The 17,985-nt window shown below is 64.6% G+C and carries 18 protein-coding genes; 7 read left to right on the forward strand and 11 right to left on the reverse strand.

Annotation, left to right across the window (positions count from 1 at the left end; all coding sequences use genetic code 11):
- Positions 1-68 precede the first annotated feature (68 nt).
- From AC56QX_RS05965 to AC56QX_RS05980, 4 genes are all read right to left on the reverse strand, one after another.
- Complete coding sequence (locus AC56QX_RS05965; RefSeq protein WP_497114325.1) at positions 69-866, reverse strand: ATP-binding cassette domain-containing protein; 798 nt, start codon at positions 864-866, stop codon at positions 69-71.
- A 7-nt stretch (positions 867-873) separates the two neighbouring features.
- On the reverse strand, positions 874-1,650 hold the full coding sequence (locus AC56QX_RS05970; RefSeq protein WP_475436973.1) for an ABC transporter permease subunit: 777 nt from the start codon (positions 1,648-1,650) through the stop codon (positions 874-876).
- Entirely contained in the window at positions 1,647-2,810 is a 1,164-nt protein-coding gene (gene ssuD / locus AC56QX_RS05975; RefSeq protein ID WP_497114328.1) for an FMNH2-dependent alkanesulfonate monooxygenase, read from the reverse strand. The genes AC56QX_RS05970 and ssuD overlap by 4 nt, the downstream gene beginning before the upstream one ends.
- 75 nt (positions 2,811-2,885) lie before the next feature.
- On the reverse strand, positions 2,886-3,833 hold the full coding sequence (locus AC56QX_RS05980) for a sulfonate ABC transporter substrate-binding protein (RefSeq protein ID WP_497114331.1): 948 nt from the start codon (positions 3,831-3,833) through the stop codon (positions 2,886-2,888).
- A gap of 286 nt (positions 3,834-4,119) precedes the next feature.
- Between AC56QX_RS05980 and AC56QX_RS05985 the strand changes: the two genes are divergently transcribed.
- Positions 4,120-4,437: a GIY-YIG nuclease family protein gene (locus tag AC56QX_RS05985; protein WP_497114333.1), complete on the forward strand. Its 318-nt coding sequence runs from the start codon at positions 4,120-4,122 to the stop codon at positions 4,435-4,437.
- Between the two features lie 109 nt (positions 4,438-4,546).
- Here the strand turns inward: AC56QX_RS05985 and AC56QX_RS05990 are convergent, their stop codons facing one another.
- The 4 genes from AC56QX_RS05990 to tauA form a co-directional block, all read right to left on the reverse strand.
- Positions 4,547-4,735, reverse strand: a complete 189-nt coding sequence (locus AC56QX_RS05990; RefSeq protein ID WP_497114335.1) for a hypothetical protein — start codon at positions 4,733-4,735, stop codon at positions 4,547-4,549.
- 25 nt (positions 4,736-4,760) lie between these two features.
- Positions 4,761-5,621: an ABC transporter permease subunit gene (locus tag AC56QX_RS05995; RefSeq protein WP_497114337.1), complete on the reverse strand. Its 861-nt coding sequence runs from the start codon at positions 5,619-5,621 to the stop codon at positions 4,761-4,763.
- Positions 5,618-6,391 (reverse strand): taurine ABC transporter ATP-binding protein, encoded by a 774-nt coding sequence (locus tag AC56QX_RS06000; RefSeq protein WP_497114339.1) that lies wholly within the window; start codon positions 6,389-6,391, stop codon positions 5,618-5,620. Before AC56QX_RS06000 ends, AC56QX_RS05995 begins: the two co-directional genes overlap by 4 nt.
- 141 nt (positions 6,392-6,532) lie before the next feature.
- A complete protein-coding gene (tauA, locus tag AC56QX_RS06005) occupies positions 6,533-7,546 on the reverse strand; it encodes a taurine ABC transporter substrate-binding protein (RefSeq protein ID WP_497114341.1) in 1,014 nt (337 codons plus the stop codon).
- A 494-nt stretch (positions 7,547-8,040) separates the two neighbouring features.
- On the opposite strand from tauA, the gene AC56QX_RS06010 reads away from it, so the two are divergent.
- Entirely contained in the window at positions 8,041-8,211 is a 171-nt protein-coding gene (locus AC56QX_RS06010; RefSeq protein WP_497114344.1) for a hypothetical protein, read from the forward strand.
- Positions 8,212-8,257: 46 nt separating this feature from the next.
- Here the strand turns inward: AC56QX_RS06010 and AC56QX_RS06015 are convergent, their stop codons facing one another.
- Both AC56QX_RS06015 and AC56QX_RS06020 read right to left on the reverse strand, forming a co-directional pair.
- On the reverse strand, positions 8,258-9,403 hold the full coding sequence (locus tag AC56QX_RS06015; RefSeq protein WP_497114346.1) for a helix-turn-helix transcriptional regulator: 1,146 nt from the start codon (positions 9,401-9,403) through the stop codon (positions 8,258-8,260).
- 22 nt (positions 9,404-9,425) lie between these two features.
- Positions 9,426-10,655, reverse strand: a complete 1,230-nt coding sequence (locus AC56QX_RS06020) for a helix-turn-helix transcriptional regulator (RefSeq protein ID WP_497114349.1) — start codon at positions 10,653-10,655, stop codon at positions 9,426-9,428.
- Between the two features lie 502 nt (positions 10,656-11,157).
- On the opposite strand from AC56QX_RS06020, the gene AC56QX_RS06025 reads away from it, so the two are divergent.
- Both AC56QX_RS06025 and AC56QX_RS06030 read left to right on the forward strand, forming a co-directional pair.
- The gene (locus AC56QX_RS06025; RefSeq protein ID WP_497114351.1) at positions 11,158-12,372 is read left to right on the forward strand and encodes a YadA-like family protein; all 1,215 of its coding nucleotides are present in this window, start codon (positions 11,158-11,160) and stop codon (positions 12,370-12,372) included.
- Positions 12,373-12,536: 164 nt separating this feature from the next.
- Positions 12,537-13,133: a hypothetical protein gene (locus AC56QX_RS06030; protein ID WP_497114353.1), complete on the forward strand. Its 597-nt coding sequence runs from the start codon at positions 12,537-12,539 to the stop codon at positions 13,131-13,133.
- Positions 13,134-13,157: 24 nt separating this feature from the next.
- Here AC56QX_RS06030 and AC56QX_RS06035 read toward each other — a convergent pair whose 3' ends face one another.
- Complete coding sequence (locus AC56QX_RS06035) at positions 13,158-13,802, reverse strand: LysE family translocator (RefSeq protein WP_497114356.1); 645 nt, start codon at positions 13,800-13,802, stop codon at positions 13,158-13,160.
- A 566-nt stretch (positions 13,803-14,368) separates the two neighbouring features.
- On the opposite strand from AC56QX_RS06035, the gene AC56QX_RS06040 reads away from it, so the two are divergent.
- The 3 genes from AC56QX_RS06040 (at position 14,369) to AC56QX_RS06050 (ending at position 17,979) form a co-directional block, all read left to right on the forward strand.
- The gene (locus AC56QX_RS06040; protein ID WP_497114358.1) at positions 14,369-15,523 is read left to right on the forward strand and encodes a helix-turn-helix transcriptional regulator; all 1,155 of its coding nucleotides are present in this window, start codon (positions 14,369-14,371) and stop codon (positions 15,521-15,523) included.
- Between the two features lie 610 nt (positions 15,524-16,133).
- Positions 16,134-16,610, forward strand: a complete 477-nt coding sequence (locus tag AC56QX_RS06045) for an RrF2 family transcriptional regulator (RefSeq protein WP_497114360.1) — start codon at positions 16,134-16,136, stop codon at positions 16,608-16,610.
- Between the two features lie 25 nt (positions 16,611-16,635).
- The gene (locus tag AC56QX_RS06050) at positions 16,636-17,979 is read left to right on the forward strand and encodes an FAD/NAD(P)-binding protein (RefSeq protein WP_497114362.1); all 1,344 of its coding nucleotides are present in this window, start codon (positions 16,636-16,638) and stop codon (positions 17,977-17,979) included.
- Positions 17,980-17,985: the final 6 nt, after the last annotated feature.

Raw genomic sequence — 17,985 nt, forward strand, 5'->3', positions numbered from 1 at the left:
TGCCCGGCAGGGCAGAGGGGGGGCGCTGTCCCGCCGACTTCTCGAGGTTCCCGCCGCCGCCGCAAGCCCTAGCCGAACAACCGGTCCAGGATCGTGCCTTCGAGGCGGGCGAGCTCGGCGGAGCCGCGCCGGCGTGGCCGGGCCACCGGCACCTCCAGGTCGAGCGCGATCCGGCCTGCGCTGATCACCACCACCCGGTCGGCGAGCGCGACCGCTTCGGCGACATCGTGGGTGACCAGCACGGCGGTGAATCTCTGGGCGAGCCAGATGCGCTCCAGCAATTGCTGCATCTCGATGCGGGTCAGCGCGTCGAGCGCGCCGAGCGGCTCGTCAAGCGCCAGGATCTGCGGCTGGCCGACCAATGCGCGGGCGAGCGCCACGCGCTGCTTCTGGCCGCCGGACAGCACCGAGGGCCATTCATCGGCGCGATCGGCGAGGCCGACCTCGCCCAGAATGTCGAGCGCGCGTTGCCTTGCATCCGCGCCGGCGGCGATGCCGGTGAGCCCGACCTCGACATTTTTCACCACGCTGGCCCAGGGCAACAGGCGCGGCTCCTGGAACATGAAGCGGGTGCGGCTGTGGCCCTCTTCCTCGGCGCCCAGCGTCAGCGATCCCGATGTCGGCCGGTCGAGACCCGCCAGCAACCTGAGCAGCGTGCTCTTGCCGCAGCCGCTCTTGCCGATGACGGCAACGAACTGCCCGGCCGGCACGTCGAGGTCGATGCCGTCGAGCACGATCTTGTCGCCGAAGCGTTTTTCCACGCCCTTGAAGGCGAAGGCGCGGCGGCCTTCGACCGCTATCGCCGGGCGCGGCGGCGCGGGCGAGGCGACGAAGGAACGGACGGAGGTCAGGCTGGCAGCTGGCATCGAAGACTCATCCGTTCTGGAAGGCGGGATGCCAGCCGAGCGACAGCCGCTCGAGCAGGCGGGCGAGACTGTCGGCGAGCTTGCCGAGCAGCGCGTAGATCAGGATCGACAGCACGACGACATCGATCAGCAGGAATTCGCGCGCCTGCATGGCCATGTAGCCGAGGCCGGAGCTGGCCGAGATGGTCTCGGCGACGATCAGCGTCAGCCACATGATGCCCAAGGCGTAGCGCAAGCCGACGAAGATCGCCGGCAGCGCGCCGGGCAGGATGACGCGGAAGAACAGTGCGCGGCGGTCCATGCCGTAGACGCGACCCATCTCGACCAGTTGCGGATCGACGCTCTGGATGCCGAGCAGCGTGTTGACGTAGATCGGGAAGAACACGCCAAGCGCCACCAGGAACAGCTTTGCTTCCTCATCGATGCCGAACCACAGGATGACGAGCGGGATCAGCGCCAGATGCGGAATGTTGCGGATCATCTGCAGCGTGGTGTCGGTCAGGCCGCGGCTGAGCCGCGACAGCCCGTTGGCGAGGCCGAGCGCGAAGCCGATCGAGCCGCCGACGGCAAAGCCGGCAAGCGCGCGCGCCGTGGAAACGCCGATGTTGCGGATCAGTTCACCCGAAAGCGTCAGCCGCCAGAAGGCCTCGGCAACCGCGCTTGGCGCCGGCAGCACATTGGCCGGCATGACGCCCGCGCGGCTGGCAATCTCCCAGCCGGCGATGACCAGCACCGGCAGCACCCAGCCGATGGCGTTTGCGTGCAGGCGCGCGGAAAAGCTCATGACGAGGCCTGCAGGCGGGCGGCGCCATGGAAGCCGACCGAGAATTCATTGGCGATGTTCTCATGCGCCCGCTGACGCCTGGTGCCGAGCCCGAGCTTCGGGAACAACAGCTCGGCAACGCGGTAGGCTTCCTCGAGATGCGGGTAGCCCGAGCCGATGATTGTATCGATGCCGATTGCCTGGTATTCGCGGATGCGCTCGACGATCTGCTCCGGCGTGCCGACCAGTGCGGTGCCGGCGCCGCCACGCACCAGGCCGACGCCGGCCCACAGATTGGGCGAGACAACAAGCTTGTCACGGCGGCCGCCATGCAGTTCGGCCATGCGGCGCTGGCCGACCGAATCCATCTGGTTGAGGAAGCGCGCCTGCGCATTTTCGATCTGGGCGTCGGTGACATGGCTGATCAGCCGGTCGGCAGCGCGCCAGGCTTCGTCCTCGGTCTCGCGAACGATGAAGTGCAGCCGGATGCCGAAGCGCAGTTTTCGGCCGCGCAGCGCCGCCTTTGTGCGCGCCGAAGCGAGCTTCTCGGCGACCTGCGCCGGCGGCTCGCCCCAGGTCAGGTACATGTCGACGAGATCGGCGGCGAGGTCCTGGCCGGCGTTGGACGAGCCGCCGAAATAGAGCGGCGGCCGCTCCTGGCTCGGCAAAAGGTCGAGGCGGCCATTCTCGACGCGGTAATATTTGCCATCGAAATTGACGCGCTCGCCGGAGACCAGGGCGCGCCAGATGGTCAGGAACTCATGCGCCTGCGCATAGCGCTCGTCATGCGGCAGGAAGACGCCGTCGCCGGCGAGCTCGGTCGGATTGCCGCCAACCACGACATTGAGCAGCAGCCGGCCATTGCTCAACCGATCGAGTGCCGCCGTCTGGCGCGCGGCGAAGGTCGGCAGCGTCACGCCGGGCCGTAGTGCCACCAGGAATTTGAGTTTTTCGGTGAGCGTCGCAAGGCCCGTCGCGGTGATCCAGGAATCCTCGCAATTCTGCCCGGTCGGCAGCAGCACGCCGGGAAAACCGAGCCGGTCGACGACCTGGGCGATCTCCTTGAAATAACCGAACTCCGGCGGCCGCTGCTGCTGTTCGGAACCGAGATAGGAACCGTCGCCATGCGTCGGGATGAACCAGAAGAAATCGAGTGGCGCGGTGCTGGCTGGCGTGGTCATGTCGTACTTCCTGGAGATGCAGGCACAAACGGCTACGGCGCCGGGCGTTCTCACCCGGCGCCGCGAGACAAAAGATCAATTGCCTGGCGCGGTCCACACCGCGTCGGAGATGCGGACCGCCTTCGGGATCAGGCCGAGCTTGAAGAAGCGGTCGGCGGTCGCCTGCTGGCTGGCGACGATCTCGTCGGTGATCGGAAAGATACCGAATTTGCTGCGGTTGGCGGCGATGATCTGGGCGTCGAGCGGCACGCCGGTCACCTCATGCAGCGCCTCGGCCACCTTGTCGCGGTTCTGATCGGCCCATTTCACCGCCTCGCCAAGCGCGGCGACGGTCGTGGTGATGGTTTCGGGATGCGCCTTGGCGAAATCCTTGTTGGCGAGGAAATAGGTGTTGACCTTGAGCACCTCGCTGGAGCGGGCGAGCACGCGCGGCTGGTAGCGCGTCTCGGCAATGGCGAAGAACGGATCCCAGACCGCCCAGGCATCGATCTGGTCGCTGGCGAAGGCGGCGGCGGCATCGGCGGGGCTGAGATAGATCGGCGTGATCTGGTCGAACGGAACGCCGGCCTTCTCCAGCGCCGCCACAAGAAGATTGTGCGCGGAAGTGCCCTTGCCGACACCGACGCGCTTGCCCTTGAGGTCGGCGACCGACTGGACCGGCGAGGCCGGCTTGACGAAGATCGCCTCGCCGTCGCCATTGGACGGCAGGGCCGCGACATAGACTATGTTGGCGCCCGCCGATTGGCCGAAGATCGGCGGCGCGTCGCCGGTCCAGCCGACGTCGATGGCGCCGACATTGAGGGCCTCGACCAGCGGTGGGCCAGCGGTGAACTCGACCCATTTCACGGTGACGCCAGCAAACGCCTTCTCGATCACCTGCTGCTGCTTGGCGATCACCGGCAGGCTGGTCTTTTGATAGCCGATGCTGAGCTGCTTCAGCTCCTGCGCCGAAGCGCCGAACGGCAGGGCAAGCGTCGCGGCCACAAGGCCGATGCCGAAAACGCGTCTCGTCAGATTGAACATGATCCCTCTCCTTCGCTGCGGATCGGCGCCGGGAAAATGTCCTCGCCGGTGGATGAGGGATCAGGCTAGGTAATTCTATAAATTTAGTAGAGGAATGATTTTGCGAGATGAGTGTGACGGGCGGATTTGTTTTCTACGGCAACCCATACCTTCGTCATCCTAGGGCGGAGCAAGGAGCGAAGCGACGCGGCGCAGGCCCTAGGATCCATGCCGTGACATTGGTCGTAGGGTGCAGCGGATCAGAAATGGCGGTTGCACGCCCACTTACCCCGGCTACCCTTCAAGCATGACCGGCTACGTCTACATGACCGCAAGCCAGAAACGTGGCACCATCTACATCGGCGTCACCAACGACCTCGGCCGCCGTGTACCCGAGCACAAGTCCGGCCAAGGTTCAGGCTTCACCAGTCGCTACGGCGTGCAACGCCTTGTCTGGTACGAAGAGTATTTCGACATCACTGATGCGATCCAACGTGAGAAGTCCCTGAAACGCTGGCCACGCCAATGGAAGATCGAGTTGATCGAGAAGGCGAATCCCGAGTGGTTCGAACTCTTTCGTGGAACCGGATGGTCGGGGCTCGGTTTCTTCACCGCCGGAGCATAGCATCACCGTCGCGGCATGGATCCTAGGGTCTGCGCTGCGTCGCTTCGCTCCTTGCTCCGCCCTAGGATGACGAAGACGCGGGGGGCTGGCGCAAAGTCGAGCCACCCCCTCACTGCGACCAGTATTGCCAGGCCCAGTAAAAACTCTCGTCGCGTGGCGGCAGGCGGTCGCGGCCGGCCTGGAATTGCACCGGCGTTGGTGATCGCGGGCTGTCGTCCCTTGGCGCATTGTCGTCGGAGGCAAGGCCCAGCAGCCAGGCACCGAAATGGGCAAACAGCACGGCGGTGGAATGGGTCATCGTCATTCTCCTGCGCTTGGTTTGATCACTCGCGTCCCGCCCACGGGACGAGCACGCGCTCGAGCCGGCGGATGATGAATTCGAGCACGAAGGCGATGGCCGCGATCACCAGAATGCCCATGATCACCACGTCGGTGACCAGGAACTGGGCCGCCGACTGGATCATGAAGCCAAGCCCGCGCGTCGCCGCCACCAGTTCGGCCGCGACCAATGTCGACCAGCCGGCGCCAAGCGCGATGCGCAGGCCGGTCAGGATCGACGGCAGCGCGCTGGGCAGGATGACATGGCGAACGACTTGCGTGCGCGTCGCGCCGAGCGAGCGCGCGGCGTTGATGCGCTCCTGCGAGACGCCGCGAACGCCGGACGCCGTCGACAGCGCCACCGGCGCCAGCATGGCGATGGCGATTACCAGGATTTTCGACGGTTCGCCGATGCCGAACCAGATGATGACCAGCGGCAGATAGGCGAGCGGCGGGATCGGCCGCAGGAACTCCAGCAGCGGATCGAAAATGCCGCGGCCGATGGTGCTGATGCCGATGGCCAGACCCACCGGCACGCCGATGAGAAGCGCCGCCATGAGCGCGGCAAACACGCGGCCAAGGCTGGCGACAGTGTGCTGCAGCAGCGTCGCGTCGACGAAGCCGTCCCTGATAACCACGATGAACTTGTTCCACACCGCGACCGGCGAGGGCAGGAACACCGGCGACACCAGTTGCAAGCGGGCCGACAGCGCCCACGCCGCCAGCACCACCAGTATGGTGACCGCGCTGATCATGCGCGCCGAAACGCCCCGGCGTTTCGGGCTCGGCCGCGACCACGGCACCGACAGGCCGTCGGTCTCTTCGGTGCTGGAGCCGGGCCGCTCGGTGTAAGAGGAAATGGTCATGCCGCCTCTCCCTCGAAGATGGCGTCGGTCAGTTCGCCGCGCGCCGCGGCAAAGGCCGGGTCGGCCTTGATCGCGCGGATGGCCTCGCCCGAGGCGTAGCGCCTGGAGAAGCCGGGCTCGAAGGTCCGCACCACGCGGCCCGGGCCTGGCGCCAGCACGACGATGCGGGTGGCGAGCACCAGCGCCTCCTCGATGCCGTGCGTGACCATCAGCACGCCGGCATGGCTTGCCGTCCAGAGGTCGAGCAGCGTCGTCTGCATGCGCTCGCGCGTCAGCGCATCGAGCGCGCCGAGCGGTTCGTCGAGCAGCAGGAATTGCGGTTCGGCAGCGAGCGCGCGGGCAAGGCCGACACGCTGGCGCATGCCGCCGGACAGCTCCCAGATGCGCTTGTCGCCGGCACGGTCAAGCTTGACCACCGCCAGAAGCTCGTCGGCGCGGCGCGCCCGTTCGGCCGGCCTGACACCGCGCAGCCGCAGCGCGAAGGCAACGTTTTCCCGCGCGGTCAGCCAGGGAAACAGCGCATCGTTCTGGAACACCACGGCGCGATCCGAGCCGGGTGCCGTGATCGGCTGGCCATTGATCGTGGCACTGCCGCGCGAAGGCGTGACCAGGCCGGCGGCGACGTTGAGCAACGAGGTCTTGCCGCAGCCGGAACGACCGACAAGGACGACGAAATCATCCTTGTCGACGTCGATCGACACACGCTCGACGGCCGGTGCCGGCTGGCCGTCATACTGGATCGAGATCTTGTCGAGCACGAGATGCGGCATGAGCCCTCGCAGGAGGTCTGTTGAAATCCGACTGCCCCGGAACGGCTCCTCGTCAGCAGTTCCGGGACAGCACGCACGGCGTCAGGGAAGGACGCGCGGGTCTTGGAGCTGTGCGTGTCCGTCAAGACACACGTCAGGCGCTCAGTTCGAGGCCAGCGCCTCGGTGACGTATTTCGATGTCACATATTTCGAATAGTCCGGCAGCACGGCGTCGACCTTGCCCTGCTCCTTGAGGAAGGCGGATGCCGCCGCGACCGCCTTGACCGTGCCGCCGCCGAGGAACTTGTCGGAGGCCTGCTCTTCGAGCGTCGGGAAGACATAGCCCTTCAACAATTCCGGCACCTCTTCCAGCTTGGCGCCGGTGAGCTTGACGATCTTGCCGGCCTGCGGCGAGGACACCGACCAGGCGTCGGGCTTGGCGAGGTACTCGGCATAGGCGGCACCCGTCACCTTGACGAAGTCGCGCACCGCTTCCGGGTTCTTCTCGGCAAAGTCGGTGCGCACGATCCAGGCGTCGAAGGTCGGCGCGCCCCAGGCGGCAACCTGCGAGGAATCCAGCACCACCTTGCCCGTCGTCTTGATCTGGCCGAGCGCCGGATCCCAGACGTAAGCCGCATCGATGTCGCCGCGGGCGAAGGCGGCGGCGATTTCCGGCGGCCTGAGATTGAGGATCTGGACAGACTTCGGATCGACATTCTCATGCTTCAGCGCGGCAAGCAGGCTGTAATGCGTCGTCGAGACGAAGGGCACGGCGACCTTCTTGCCGGCAAGGTCGGCGACCTTCTCGATGCCGGCGCCGTTGCGGGCGACCAGCGCTTCGGACGGCCCGATCAGGCCGACGACAAAGATGGTCTGGATCGGCAGCTCGCGGCTGGCGGCGGCCGCCAGCGGGCTCGATCCGACATAGCCGATATCGACCGAGCCGGAAGCGACCGCAGCGATGACATCGGCACCGGAATCGAATTTACGCCAGTCGATACTGGCCTTGGTCGCCTTTTCGTAGACGCCGTCGGCCTGCGGCACTTTGGAAGGCTCGACCACCGTCTGGTAGCCGATGGTGATCTTCAAATCATCGGCCAGGGCCGGGCTAAGGAAGGCGGCGCCGGCAAGGGCGGCCGACGACAGAAGGAGAATGCGTCGCGAAATCGTGAACATCAAAGGGCTCCATGAAAACAGAGAAAACCGGATTGCCCTATAATAGTCAGCTAATTCTATCGTTCTTGTAGAGTTAAATCCTTCCAACGAAGGCGGGTTTGGTAGAAAAAAGCCACCGATGACGCGAGCCAAGGCGGATAGGGCGGCTGTGGCAGGCCCGGCCTCACATGCTGCGCGGTCTCGGGTCGAGAAATCGTTGCGCCGGAACCGTCACTGTCCACCGAACGGTGGATGACGCCGTCGCCGCTTCGTGATCGTTTCCCTTGAAGGAATGAAACGGTCGTCGTCCCACGGCAGAAATCAATTACTGGAGAAGATGCTTGTCGATCGAGGATGAATGCATATGCAGTGTACAGTGCGCGAGACGAGGACGTGGTTGTCTCTGTGCGTATGACTACGAAGAGGATACGTGCACGTGTTTCTGCGGTCCGCCACGGGTTCAACCGCCTCAACGGCTTAAAAAGAAATCGGCGGACAGCATCGTGGACATTTGCGTGAAGAACGCCGAATTGTCGATGGTGGCGGAGTTCTTGAGCCGGTTCTGTGAAGGGGAATTGTTCATTCCGGCTGCACTCGCGAGGACGAAAATTTCGCTACGGATCAAGAAGGCATCGCTTGCCAGCGTGATCGAGCAAGTTGGCTTGCGGATTGGATTGCCAAGCTGAAATTCGCGCGCGGCGCGGTCTTTTCTTCCCGGGTCAGCTCATAGGGTTACGCCATGCCAGCTACGGGCGACGCCAGCGACGCGGCGAGCTGAACCAGTTCGGCCTGCCGCCGCACGCCGGTCTTGTCGAACAGCCGCAGCAGGTGCGTCCTGACCGTGCTGCGGCCGATGTCGAGAGCATCGGATGTCTCTTCCACGGTGCGGCCGGCCGCGATCTGCTCGAAGACGCGCGCTTCGGCCGGCGTCAGGCCGAACAATGCCGCGACCAGTGCGGTCGGCGCGACGAAGGGTGTATCCGCCCGCGCCACGAACACCGCCGCCACCACGCTGGCATCGAACGCCCCGCGCCCCGGACGCAACGGCAGGACGTGCAAGGCTCCGGCCGAGCCGTCCTTCCAGCGTATTGGAACTCCCAATCCCTTGCGACCGATGGCGCTCTCGTCCTGCGCCGCCTGTGATACCGCGACGGCCAGCGCGCTGGACACGGCCGACACGCTGGCGGTGAGAACGTCGTTGCGGATGTTGAGGAGGTCGCCTGCGGCGACGAGATCACGTGCCGCTGGATTGGCATGCACGACATGCAGATCGGCGGTGGTGAGAAAGATCGGCGCCGTCAGCGTGTCGAGCACCGTCTGGAAGGTCGACCGGGCGATCGCCGCCATATCCAGCAGCCGGTTGATCGTCGCGGCGCGCTGGAGATGGGGGATCAGCAATCGAGCGGCCTCGATCTCATAGTCTCCGATCGGCTCCGCGCTCTCGTGACGGCCAAGGCCCAGCGACCCAAAACCACGCTCGTCGCGAGCGAGCCCCAGTCCCATGACATCGACCAACCCCCGCGGTTTGGCCCACTCCAGCGAGTAGCGGTTCGTCGCACTCGCCTCTGGATTGACGCGGCTCATCACCGCAGGCTGATCCATCGGCAGCGCCAGCAGCACCGCCAGCCCACCCCACTGGTCGATAACATCAACGGCGTAGTCCGCGATCCGGTCGACGTAGTCCTGCGGCATGTTGCTGGTCACGTTGAGCAGCACTTCGCCCGACGGCAACGCTTGCAGGTTGAGGGCTGCATTCTCGAAATCGAGCGCGATGCGGATCTCTTCAATGGCGACGGACCAGCGCGAGGGATCGATCGCGGCGTCGTAGATCAGCCCGATCAGTTCGGACAACTGAGCCGTCGAGAGAGCAGAACGCATCGCACCACACCTTTGCCGTACGCTATCCAATGCTGGCGGCTACTGGCGACGCGAGCGACGCCGCAAGCTGAACCAGCTCGGCCTGCCGCCGCACGCCGGTCTTCTCGAACAGCCGCAGCAGATGCGTTCTGACCGTGCTGCGGCCGATGTCGAGAGCGTCGGACGTCTCCTCCACGGTGCGGCCCGCCGCGATCTGCTCGAAGACACGTGCCTCGGCAGGCGTCAGGCTGAACAATGCCGCGACCAGCGCGGTCGGCGCGACGAAGGGCGTATCCGCGCGTGCCACAAACACCGCCGCGACCACGCTGGCATCGAACGCCCCCCGTCCCGGGCGCAGCGGCAGGACATGCAAGGCCCCGGCCGAGCCGTCGCGCCAGCGTATCGGAACCCCCAGCCCTTTGCGGTCGATCGCGCTCTCGTCCTGCGCCGCCTGCGACACCGCGACGGCCAGCGCGCTGGACACGGCGGCGACGTTGGCGCTGAGAACGTCGTTGCGGATGTTGAGGAGGTCGCCTGCGGCGACGAGATCACGTGCCGCTGGATTGGCATGCACGACATGCAGATCGGCGGTGGTGAGAAAGATCGGCGCCGTCAGCGTGTCGAGCACCGTCTGGAAGGTCGACCGGGCGATCGCCGCCATGTCGAGCAGCCGGTTGATCGTCGCGGCGCGCTGGAGATGGGGGATCAACAATCGGGCGGCCTCGATCTGCAGATCGTTGATGGGAGCGGCATCTACATGGCGGCTGAAGGACAGCGAGCCGAGACCACGCCCATCCCGCGCGAGCGGCAGTGCCAGGGAATCGACCATGCCTTGCGGTTTGCCGAACTCGACAAAATAGCGGTTCGTCGTGGTGTCTAGATCGGGATTGAGCTGGCTCAACACCGCCGGCCGATCCATCGGCAGCGCGCCTACCACCGCCATGCCACCCCATAGCTCGAGCACTTCAGCGCCGTAGCTGACCATCCGTTCAACATAGGGCTGCGGAATGTTGCTGGTTACGTTGACCAGCAACTCGCCCGACGGCAACGCTTGCAGGCGGATGGCGGCGGTCCCGAAGCCAAGCGCGATGCGCATCTCCTCGATCGCGACGGGCCAGCGCGCGGGATCGATCGCGGCGTCGTAGATCAGCCCGATCAGTTCGGACAACTGAGCCATGGAGAGAGGAGATCGCATCGCACCATACCCTTGCCGCACGGCAACAAAATCTTTGTTGCATCGCAACAAAATGAACACATGACCCGGATTGGGCAAGCCCCATCATCTCCCGAAGATGGAGATACAGCCTTGGGCGGTACCATCGAACTCTGGCAGTCGCTATCCACCGAATGGTGGAAGACGCCGCATTTTCTTTGTGTTCGTTTGCGCCCGTCGGGTGCTGCGGTCCTGCGCGGAATTCGGGGACATCGGTGTTTGCAAGGCGAGTGCGGTTCGGGGACGGCAGCACAACCGCCGAGTGCGCAACTGCTTGATTGTCAGCCCAGCCATGGCCGGAGCACCTCCCGCCCGGCCCGGCCATCGTGCGGGACCGCCAGCCGCCGGCAGGGGTCGATCAATTGACAATGAAGCGAGGGCTTTGAGCGTGATTGCAGAAACGGTTGGATGCGTGAGCATATCGGAAGACGCTGGGGCTGGAACAAAAAGCAGAACAATCGCGATTAGGCGCCAAGTGCGAAAAGGCATCGGATCGGCCGCGACGGCGGTTTTCGGTGGGCTGGCATCCTCCCAAGTGCCGGCTCTCGGGACAGTGGTATTCGTGGCGGTCGCGGCCAACAGCTTTGTCGCCTTCGCGCCAAGTCCAGCGCGCGCGGCAGGAGTCATCTGCCAGGATTTCAATGGTGCGGATGGTGGAGCGGCTTTCGCCCAGACGTCAACCGGCGGCACGGCATGCGGAAGATCCGCCAATAGCAATGGCACTCTCTCGGTTGCGGTCGGCAATGGCGCGGGCGCTTTCGGTGACAACAGCGTGGCGCTCGGCGTCAACGCCGGCGCCGGTGGGCTTGTTTTTGACCCGAACGCGGGCGGCCTGACCACCGACTATAACAATGCCAATACAACGGCCATCGGCAACGGGGCCCAGGCCGGCGCCGGCGGGGCGAACCAGGACGGTGCCACGGCCCTTGGCACAGAGGCTCAGGCGAACGCCAAAGAAGCCACGGCCCTTGGCAGCTCGGCCCAGGCGAATGGCGGCAACGCCACGGCCCTTGGCAACGCGGCCAACGCAAATGCGTTGAACGCCGTTGCCATCGGCGCCGATACGACGGCCAACTATGAAAACTCCATCGCCATCGGTGTGGGCACGACGACGACGCGCGACAATCAGGTCATGATTGGCGGTGGCCTCGCCACCTACACGCTGACCGGTGTTGCTTCGGCGGCGAGCAAGGCTGCGCAGGTCGGCCCGACCTATCTGATGACGACGGACAGCACCGGCAATCTGGCGGCGTCGACATTCGATGTCGCCACGCTTGCGAACCTGCCGGCACAGGTCGCCCAGAACAGCAGTGCCATCAGCAATCTGAACACCACGGTGAGCAACCATACGACGGAACTCGCCGACCATGAGACGCGTATCACCAACAACACCAACGCGATTGCGGTGCACACCATCGAGATCGCGGACCTCGACACCAGGGTGACCACCAACACCACCAACATCACCCAACTCGACGGCCGCGTCGGCGCGCTCGAGGCCGGCTTCCAGGGCCTGGGTGACCAGATCAGCGAAAACCGCACGGAAGCCCGTGCCGGCACCGCGCTGGCGCTGGCGACGGCGGGGCTGCGTTACGACGACAGGCCGGAAAAACTGTCGCTGGCCGGCGGCTTTGGCTATTTCAAGGGACAATCGGGCCTGGCGCTCGGCCTTGGTTACAACACCAGCGAGGATTTCCGCCTCAACGCCGCTTTGTCGGCCACCACCAACCAAGGCGATGTCGGCGTCAGCGTCGGCGCATCATGGACGCTGAATTGAGGCGGCCAGCGTGATCCGGAGTGCGAGGGGGCTGGCTTGAAAGAGCCGCTGGCGGCCGCGTTCCACCCACGGACGCGGCCGCCTGTCCCGCCTGCCGGAGGCTCGATTTCCGATAAAACTCCAGAGGCCACATGAAGCGCCAGCAATCTTCATCGACAAGGTGGATGACGCAAGTCGCGGTGACCGCTTTGCTGTCGGCCGGCTTGATGGCACTATCCCTGGGCGTCGCGGTGGCGCAGACGAAGAAGACTGAAAAGGGCGACAAGGTCCATGCCGCCCGCCCGGCCAACATCGACCGCAACGGCGTGCTGATCCTGATCCGCGGCACGCTGCTGGCGCTCGACCAGGCCAACAAGACCGGTAACTACACGGTGCTGCGCGATCTCGGCTCACCGAATTTCCAGGCCAACAGCGCAGCCGGGCTCGGCGACATCTTTGCCAACCAGCGCAAGCAGGCGCTCGACTTCGGCGCTGTCGCAGTGCTCGATCCGCAACTGACCCTTTTGCCGCAGATCGAGCCGAACGGCATGCTGCACATGGCCGGGTTTTTCCCGTCGGTGCCAATGCAGGTCAATTTCGAGCTGTTGTTCGAGCCGGCGAACCGGCAGTGGAAAATCTACGGCGTGTCGGTCAACCTCACCTCGGGAGCACCGGTAGCGCCCGACACGCCCGTCGCCGAGCAATCCAAGCCTGACGATGCGGCCCCGCCGCCTGACGCGCCCTCGATGGCCGTGCAGCCGAAGAAGGCAGCAAAACCTTGAAGCGACATGCGCGTTCAGCCGCCCCTACGACAGCAACTCCAGGCGCAGGGCGCTGGCCAGCAGCGACAGCGCGAAGACGAACAGGCCCGAACTGAAGACAAGATTGACGGCGCGCAGCCCGCGCGCGCTCAGCCGCTTGCGCAAGAGGTTGGTGACCAGCGTCAGCGTTGTCCACCAGCTCGCCGAACCGATCAGCACGCCGGCCGAGACAAGCGCCAGGGTTTGCCAGGACGGCAAGCCGGCCCCCAGGATCCCAGGCGTTAGCGTGAGGAAACCAAGCAGCGTCATCGGGTTGCCCAGCGTCCAGATCAGCCCCGTCAGATAGGCCCGGCCCGACGGCATGCGGCGCTGCAGGGACGTGTCCAGCGACGGTGTCAGCCGCGCCGCCATCACCGACATGTAGAGCAGGAACATACCGGCGCAGAGTTGCAGCAGCATGTGCCAGCCCATCAGCATGTGCGCCACCGCCCCGAGCCCCGCGGCAGCAACGGAGGCATAGACCGAATGTGTGGTCGCCGCGCCATAGCCGGTCGCCAGACCGGGTACGATGCCGCCGGCGATCGTGCGCTGCACGCATAAGAGCCCGGTGGGACCGATGGGCGCGGCGACCGCAAACCCCAGCAAGGCGCCCCGCATCATGTTGAGGAGGAGTTCCGACGTGCCCGACATGCTGACAGATCTTCCTTTGACCGCACGTCGTCGGGGACCCGGCCAGGCCACACCTGGGCCAGATGCCAACCGTGGCTGGCAACGGTCACCCGCTTTCGTGAGTTGCTTCGACATTCTTCCGGTGGGACGGCCGTTGGCGGGGCTGACAAGCAAGTCGTCTTGAATTTCTCCAAGTATTAGCGAAATGTAATATTCCGTCTCGCGCTACAGAGACGCCGTTTTTCCCGTGAGATGAAGACGTGACCGATGTGCCGGCGCATTCACTGGCGGCGGAGAAAATCTAGAATTCTCCTGATGCGCGTCACATGCTTTGAACTCAGTCCAAACTCAGGCCGGCGCACCCAATCATGAAATGGTCGGCGCGGCGTCCACCATTTGGATTAGGCTTGACACCCAGCTTCTATTTTTTTCTACTGACTTTCAGTTGGCTTTCGGTGCGCCCCCCACCTCGATGTCGACTCCAGACATACAAGTCGCGAAGTCGAACGAGGATTGATCCCGTTGAAGCGATATCGGCGCAGCAGCACGCGATGTCTGACCGTGGCCGCCAGCCCATGTTGGTCAGCATGACTGACCGATCCTATCCGGCGGAGCGCATTTCAGAACTCATTGGCACCATCTACGATTGCGTCCTCGATCCCAGCCGATGGCCATCGGTCGTCGACACCATTCGACGGGAGCTGGAGTTCTGTTATGCGGTTCTGGGGGTGTATCCGCTTCCGGGCGGCGAAGTTACGCTTGGCGTCGCGACAGGCATCGATTCGGTGAAGCTCGGCGAGCTTCCCGCCTATGGCCAGGACCTGGTCGACCTCTGGGGTGGCGACGTCAGGGTCAAACAATATCCGCTCGAGGAGCCGATCGCGCAGTCCCGGGCCGTGCCGGATTCCGCACTTGTCGCCAGCCGCTATTTTCTCGAATGGGCCCAGCCGCAAGGGGTGGTCGACGCGGTTGCGATCGGATTGGAGCGTAATGCGCGCATGGTCTCCACGCTTTCGTTCGGCCGACACGAGACGGCCGGCATTGTCGGCAATGGGGAACTTGACGCCTTGCGTCTTTTGGCTCCGCACTTCCGGCGCGCCATCGCCATCGGCCAGATGCTCGAATTGCAATCGATTGCCGCCGCCAACGTGACATCCGTGCTGGAAAGCCTCTCGGTCGGCGTCGTGCTTGTCGATGAACTGATGGCCCTGATCCATGCCAATCCGGTCGCCGAGTCCATGCTGGCCCGCAAGGAACCGATCAAGGTCAGCAATGGCCGCGTTGTCGTCTCGGATGCCTCGCCCGCGATCTCGTCGGCGATAGAGGATGCGGTCGCCCAAGCGGCCGGCGACGAGGCAGCGCTCGGGCGGCGCGGCGGCACCGGGTTTCCGACGCGTGGCCTCTCGGGCGAGCCTCGCATCATTCATGTCCTGCCGCTGAAAAGGCGAGAAAGCCGTCCCGGCCTGTTCCGGCGGGCGACAGCGGCTCTTTTCATCGCCCCGGTCGACAGGCCGATAAGTCTTCCATTCGATGCCTTCGCGGCCCTCTATGGCCTGACTCCCGCCGAGGTCAGAATCGTCGAAATGATCGTCGCCGGCCGCACCCAGCGAGAGATCGCGAAATCGCTTGGTCTGGCCAGCGCCACGGTGAAGACGCACCTTCTCCATGTTTTCGAGAAGACGGACGTCCGGCGCCAGGTCGACCTTGTCCGGCTTGTCGCATCCCTGGCATCGCCGCTGTGACGGAGCGAAATATCGCGGCTGGTAGGGCTGCGCGATCATGCGATGCGGCGGCCGGCCGGTCACGAGCCCATGCATCTCCACCATTTGGTTGGATAAGACGAGTAGGACGGTGACGACGTCGAGAGATCGGCCGGGTTTGCTGATCGCGTCCGGTTGCGAACGAAAATTTCCTATTTGGTCGACACCAGGCAAAAACCATGCCTCGAACAGCTGCGGAATTGACAAGCCGTTTCGCGTGTTCGAGGGTAAGTATAGTATCCTTATCGACATGAGCGAATTGGAGGCGATGATGAGCGACCACCCAGCACCATGATCGCTCGCGGCATGCACCGGCTTTCGATCCCGCGCGAGTCGGCACGCGACACGGCAGTCCTGCGGGAAACCATTTGTCGCCTTGTCGCCATCGCAGCGCATTTCTGTGCTCTTAATGGCACAAAGGCCTGACAAAATGGCTGCAGCGGCTTGAAAACGAAGCAAATTCAACGTTTCTCGGCTTGTATATCATGTCACTAGAATTTATGTGTCATGCATGCTTGGACGCGGCGGGGAGGCTCGCCAGGCGTTTCGCAGGGATGGCCCGGCCATCGCATAACAGAGAAACGTTGGGTCTATGCTCACCAAAAAAGGCAAGTACGGCCTCAAGGCGCTGGTCCACCTGGCGTACATGCCGGCAGGGCAGCTCGCTTTCGTTGGCGATATCGCGACCGGCAACAACATTCCGAAGAAATTTCTCGACGCCATATTGGGCGAGCTGCGCAATGCCGGTTTCGTCCAGAGCCGCAAGGGCAAGGATGGCGGCTACCGCCTGGCGCGGCCGGCCGACGAGATCAAGGTCGGCCATGTCGTGCGCGTCCTCGACGGGCCGCTGGCGCCAATTCCCTGCGCCAGCCGCACACAATATCAGCGCTGTGAAGACTGCAACGAGGCGACATGCCAAGTCCGACATCTGATGCTCGAGGTCCGGCAGGCGATCGCCGAGGTGCTCGATCAGCGCAGCCTCGCCGAAATGCGCGATATCGTCCTCGACGACCTTACGGTCGCGAGGGGGATCAACGAGCTTCCGGTCACGGTGAAGGTCCAGGCCTGACGCCTCGCACTGCGCGGAGGCGCGCATGAGCGGGCGCGCCAATTCCATTATCATTGTTGGCGGCGGCGCCAGCGGCGTCGTGATGGCCGCGCATCTGTTGAAATCACCCAATCCGGATCTGCGCGTCACGCTGATCGAAAAGCGCCCGCATTTCGGCCAGGGTATCGCCTATTCGACGCTGCTGTCGGCGCATGTGCTGAATGTCAGTGCTGCCGGCATGAGCGCCTATGCCGACGATCCCGGCAATTTCTGGCGCTGGCTACAGGGGCGTGGCCTGGTGAGCCCGGAGCAGACGCCACAAACACCCTTCTACGCGCCGCGCAGCATCTATGCCCGCTACCTCGGCGAGCTGCTCGACGAACTCGAAGCGCAGGAGCAGCCGACCGGGCGGCTGCGCCTGATCCATGAAGAGAGCCTGTCGATCACGCCGACCGCGTCCGGTGTCGAGGTGGCGCTCGCCAACGGTACCAGCGTCGTTGCCCATCTGGCCATACTGGCCACCGGCCATGACGAGCAGCCGGCGCAAGGCCATGCGGTCCGCATGGGCTCGGAAGCCGACACCGCGCTCGATCCGGACAGCCCTGTCATCGTGCTGGGCACCGGCCTCAGTATGGTCGATGCGTTCCTGGCGCTGGAACAGCGCGGCCACAGGGGCAAGATCGTCGCCGTGTCCCGGCGTGGCCTGCTGCCGTCGCCGCACCGCAAGGGCAATCCGATTAAGCTCGATGTCGCCGACATCCCGCTCGGCACCCAGCTTTCCTATTTCGTCGGCTGGTTCCGCGACCTGATCCGCGAGAACCAGAAGGCCGGCATCGACTGGCGCGACGTGGTCGACGGCCTGCGGCCGTTCAACCAGAAGATCTGGCAGAACTGGCCGGCTTCGGCCAAGCGCCGCTTCGTCGAACACACCAAGGCCTGGTGGGACATCCATCGCCACCGCATGGCCCCGGAAGTCTACGCCAAGGTGACGCAAGCCGTGCAATCCGGCCGCATCCGGCTTGTCGCCGGCCGCGTCGTCGGCATCACGCCGGGCGAGGCTTTCAGCGTCGACGTCCAGTCGCGCCACAGCCAGCTCGTCGAGACTTTCGACGTCGCCCGTATCTATGATTGCTCGGGCATCGTGCGGGACATCTCGACCTCGTCGAACAGCGTGGTGCGCTCGCTGGTCGACCGCGGGCTCGGGCGGCCGGATCCGATGCGCATCGGCCTCGACGTGTCGGCCAATTGCGAGATCATCGCCGGCGACGGCACGGTGTCGCGAAAGATCCTCGCCGTCGGCCCGCTGACGCGCGGCACCTTCTTCGAGATCGACGCCATTCCCGACATCCGCATCCAGTGTGCAAGGCTGAGCAAGCAATTGCTGGGGTAGGGCAAT

The sequence above is a fragment of the Mesorhizobium sp. RCAM 06353 genome (assembly GCF_059683585.1).

Bases quoted from the DNA above. Each gene is read 5' to 3' on its own strand.
- AC56QX_RS05965 (WP_497114325.1), bottom strand. From the start codon at position 866: ATGCCAGCTGCCAGCCTGACCTCCGTCCGTTCCTTCGTCGCCTCGCCC.
- AC56QX_RS05970 (WP_475436973.1), bottom strand. From the start codon at position 1,650: ATGAGCTTTTCCGCGCGCCTGCACGCAAACGCCATCGGCTGGGTGCTG.
- ssuD (WP_497114328.1), bottom strand. From the start codon at position 2,810: ATGACCACGCCAGCCAGCACCGCGCCACTCGATTTCTTCTGGTTCATC.
- AC56QX_RS05980 (WP_497114331.1), bottom strand. From the start codon at position 3,833: ATGTTCAATCTGACGAGACGCGTTTTCGGCATCGGCCTTGTGGCCGCG.
- AC56QX_RS05985 (WP_497114333.1), top strand. From the start codon at position 4,120: ATGACCGGCTACGTCTACATGACCGCAAGCCAGAAACGTGGCACCATC.
- AC56QX_RS05990 (WP_497114335.1), bottom strand. From the start codon at position 4,735: ATGACCCATTCCACCGCCGTGCTGTTTGCCCATTTCGGTGCCTGGCTG.
- AC56QX_RS05995 (WP_497114337.1), bottom strand. From the start codon at position 5,621: ATGACCATTTCCTCTTACACCGAGCGGCCCGGCTCCAGCACCGAAGAG.
- AC56QX_RS06000 (WP_497114339.1), bottom strand. From the start codon at position 6,391: ATGCCGCATCTCGTGCTCGACAAGATCTCGATCCAGTATGACGGCCAG.
- tauA (WP_497114341.1), bottom strand. From the start codon at position 7,546: ATGTTCACGATTTCGCGACGCATTCTCCTTCTGTCGTCGGCCGCCCTT.
- AC56QX_RS06015 (WP_497114346.1), bottom strand. From the start codon at position 9,403: ATGCGTTCTGCTCTCTCGACGGCTCAGTTGTCCGAACTGATCGGGCTG.
- AC56QX_RS06030 (WP_497114353.1), top strand. From the start codon at position 12,537: ATGACGCAAGTCGCGGTGACCGCTTTGCTGTCGGCCGGCTTGATGGCA.
- AC56QX_RS06035 (WP_497114356.1), bottom strand. From the start codon at position 13,802: ATGTCGGGCACGTCGGAACTCCTCCTCAACATGATGCGGGGCGCCTTG.
- AC56QX_RS06040 (WP_497114358.1), top strand. From the start codon at position 14,369: ATGACTGACCGATCCTATCCGGCGGAGCGCATTTCAGAACTCATTGGC.
- AC56QX_RS06045 (WP_497114360.1), top strand. From the start codon at position 16,134: ATGCTCACCAAAAAAGGCAAGTACGGCCTCAAGGCGCTGGTCCACCTG.
- AC56QX_RS06050 (WP_497114362.1), top strand. From the start codon at position 16,636: ATGAGCGGGCGCGCCAATTCCATTATCATTGTTGGCGGCGGCGCCAGC.